We start from the raw sequence: 2,552 nt of genomic DNA on the forward strand, positions 1-2,552 counted from the left end.
CCTACATTCCCACCTCCGGCGGCCTGTTCCGGGACTGCGGCATCCACGACTTCGACATCCTGCGCTGGGTCACGGGCCGCGAAGACGGAGACGACCTCGCCACCGTCACCGCCACCCGCTACAACGGTGCGGGCTACGACGTCCGCCTGGAGGTGTGCGGTTCGCGGGACACCCGGATCGTCGGCCTCGACGACCGCGCCCCGCTGCCCACCGCCGAGCCGGGTCTGCCCGGACCGCATCCGGCGGGTCCGGGGGCAGGGCCGGGATCGGACCCGGCGGGTCCGGGGGCAGGGCCGGGACCGGGCCCGGCGGGTCAGGAGACAGCTCCCGGGACAGGTCCGGGACCGGGGGCGCCGGGGCTGACGTGGGAGCGCGGCACCCCGTACGCCACGTTCCTGGAGCGTTTCCACGACGCCTACGTCACCGAACTCGCCGCCTTCGTGGACGTTGCCGCCGGGCGCGCCGCCAACCCGTGCTCGGCCGCCGAAGCCCTCGAGGCCCTCTACGTCGCCGAAGCCTGCGACACCTCGCGCCGCACCGGGCTGCCGGTGGCCGTGTCCGACGTCCGCACGCGACGCGCCCCGGGCGCCGGGGCGACGGGCTCCAGCCGGTAGGTGTCGCCGTGCGCCCGCACGCGCCCGCCGGTGGGCGGCGGGAAGTGGGTGCCGAGGAGGAGGGCGCCGGAGGCAGCTGACGAGGCGAGCAGGGAGCGGCGTGTGGCTTCGGCCTGCCGCGGGTCGATGTCCACGCAGCTGCCGAGGGCCGGGTGGGCGAACTGCACGGGGTGGTGGACAGCGTCCCCGGTGATCAGCGCCGTCTCGCCGCGGCTGCTCACCTCCACGGCCACGTGTCCCGGGGTGTGCCCGGGCGCGGGCAGCAGGCGGAGCCCGGGGGCGACTTCGGTGCCTTCCGCGGGGACGTCGACGAGGTCGAGGAGGCCCGCCTGCTCGATGGGGTGCACCGAGTCGCGGAACATCTGCCGCCGCGGCTCGTCCATGGCGTATCCGGCCCAGAACTCCCTCTCCCGGCGGGAGACCAGGTAGCGGGCGTGGGGGAAGGTGGGGGCCCAGGTGCCGTCGTCCCGGGCCCGGGTGTTCCAGCCGACGTGGTCGGTGTGCAGGTGGGTGAGGACGACCAGGTCCACCGAGTCGGGGGAGAAGCCGGCGTCGGCGAGGCGCCGCGGGTAGTCGGTGCGCAGCTCGTGCCACGCGGGGTTGGCGCGCTGCTTGCCGTTGCCGATGCCAGTGTCGACGAGGACGCGGAGGCCGCCCGCGATGAGCGCGAAGCTGTGGCTGTCCAGGCGCAGGACGCCCGAGCGGTCGGCGAAGTCGGGGCGTAGCCACTCCTGTCGGGCGACGACGTCCGCGGTGGCGTCCGGCAGCAGCCAGGGCCCGGTGGCGGGGGGCAGTGCGACCTCGTCGATCCGGTGGACGAGGAGGTCACCCACGGACCATGAGGGACCGGTGTGCGGGGCGTCGGGGCTGCCGGCCGGGGGCGTGGTGAGCGCGTCGGTGGACATGGGGTGTTCCCTTCTCCCTCAAACGCAAAATCTTTGCGTTAACTCACCGTAGGCTCTACAGTCCTCTAAAGCAAAGTCTTCGCTTTTAGGGATTCAAGAACGAAAGGAGCCTCCATGCCCACCGACGTGCTCACCGACGTGCTCACCCCGCGGGAGGCGGCCCGCTGGGCCGACCGTTCCGGACTGCCGCTCGCCGCGGCCCGCCATGCCGAGGTCGCGGCCACCGCCCAGCACATCCACACCGTCGTCTCGGTCCTCCACGAGATCGACTTCGCCGACACGCTTCCCGCGCCCGCCTACCGCCTGCGGGCACGGGCAGACGTGCGAGAGGGGCTGCCCGATGCGCGCGCATGAACTGTCCCTGGCCGCCGCCGCGGAGGCGATAAGGACCCGGCGGCTTTCCCCCGTCGAACTGACCGAGGCGGTGCTCGACCGCCTCGACCACACCGAACCCCTGGTGGGCGCCTACGCCACCGTGACGGCGGAACGGGCGCTCCGCACCGCGCACGAGGCCGAGCGGGAGATCGCCGCAGGCCGCCTGCGGGGGCCGCTGCACGGTGTGCCCATGGGGGTGAAGGACCTGATCGACGTGGCCGGGGTGCCCACCGGGGCCGGTTCGCGGGTGCGAGCCGGCCACCGCGCCGGATCCGACAGCGCGGTCGCCGCGCGCCTGGCGGCGGCCGGCGCGGTCCTCGTCGGCAAGACCCACACCCACGAGTTCGCCTACGGACTGACCACGCCGCAGACCCGCAACGCCTGGAACCGGGAGCGGGTCGCCGGCGGATCCAGCGGCGGCTCGGCCGTCGCCGTGGCCGCGGGCTCGGCGACCTTCGCTCTGGGAACGGACACCGGCGGATCGATCCGGGTGCCCGCCGCGCTCAACGGCGTCGTCGGGCTCAAGCCCACCTACGGGCTCGTGCCTCGCACCGGGGTGACGCCGCTGTCGTGGTCACTGGACCACGTCGGCCCCGTCACCCGCACCGTGGAGGACGCGGGCCTTGTTCTGGCGGCCCTGGCCGGCCCCGACGCGGAC

At 74.3% G+C, this 2,552-nt stretch carries 3 protein-coding genes and 1 pseudogene; 3 read left to right on the forward strand and 1 reads right to left on the reverse strand.

Going from position 1 to position 2,552, the window contains the following annotated elements:
• Positions 1-614: pseudogene (locus AB8Z75_RS34215) on the forward strand (hypothetical protein); the annotation flags it as partial.
• Here the strand turns inward: AB8Z75_RS34215 and AB8Z75_RS34220 are convergent.
• On the reverse strand, positions 503-1,519 hold the full coding sequence (locus AB8Z75_RS34220) for an MBL fold metallo-hydrolase (protein WP_369208930.1): 1,017 nt from the start codon (positions 1,517-1,519) through the stop codon (positions 503-505). The pseudogene AB8Z75_RS34215 and the gene AB8Z75_RS34220 sit on opposite strands and share 112 nt — an antisense overlap.
• Before the next feature lie 114 nt (positions 1,520-1,633).
• Between AB8Z75_RS34220 and AB8Z75_RS34225 the strand changes: the two genes are divergently transcribed.
• Together AB8Z75_RS34225 and AB8Z75_RS34230 are read left to right on the forward strand one after the other, a co-directional pair.
• On the forward strand, positions 1,634-1,873 hold the full coding sequence (locus tag AB8Z75_RS34225; RefSeq protein WP_369208932.1) for a hypothetical protein: 240 nt from the start codon (positions 1,634-1,636) through the stop codon (positions 1,871-1,873).
• The coding region (locus AB8Z75_RS34230; RefSeq protein ID WP_369208934.1) for an amidase at positions 1,860-2,552 on the forward strand (693 nt) is incomplete at its 3' end. The genes AB8Z75_RS34225 and AB8Z75_RS34230, both read left to right, overlap by 14 nt.

Source organism: Streptomyces sp. PU-14G, from assembly GCF_041028275.1.
Lineage (GTDB): Bacteria > Actinomycetota > Actinomycetes > Streptomycetales > Streptomycetaceae > Streptomyces.

Excerpts from the sequence above, each read along its gene's own strand:
- AB8Z75_RS34220 (WP_369208930.1), bottom strand. The coding sequence starts at position 1,519 with ATGTCCACCGACGCGCTCACCACGCCCCCGGCCGGCAGCCCCGACGCC.
- AB8Z75_RS34225 (WP_369208932.1), top strand. The coding sequence starts at position 1,634 with ATGCCCACCGACGTGCTCACCGACGTGCTCACCCCGCGGGAGGCGGCC.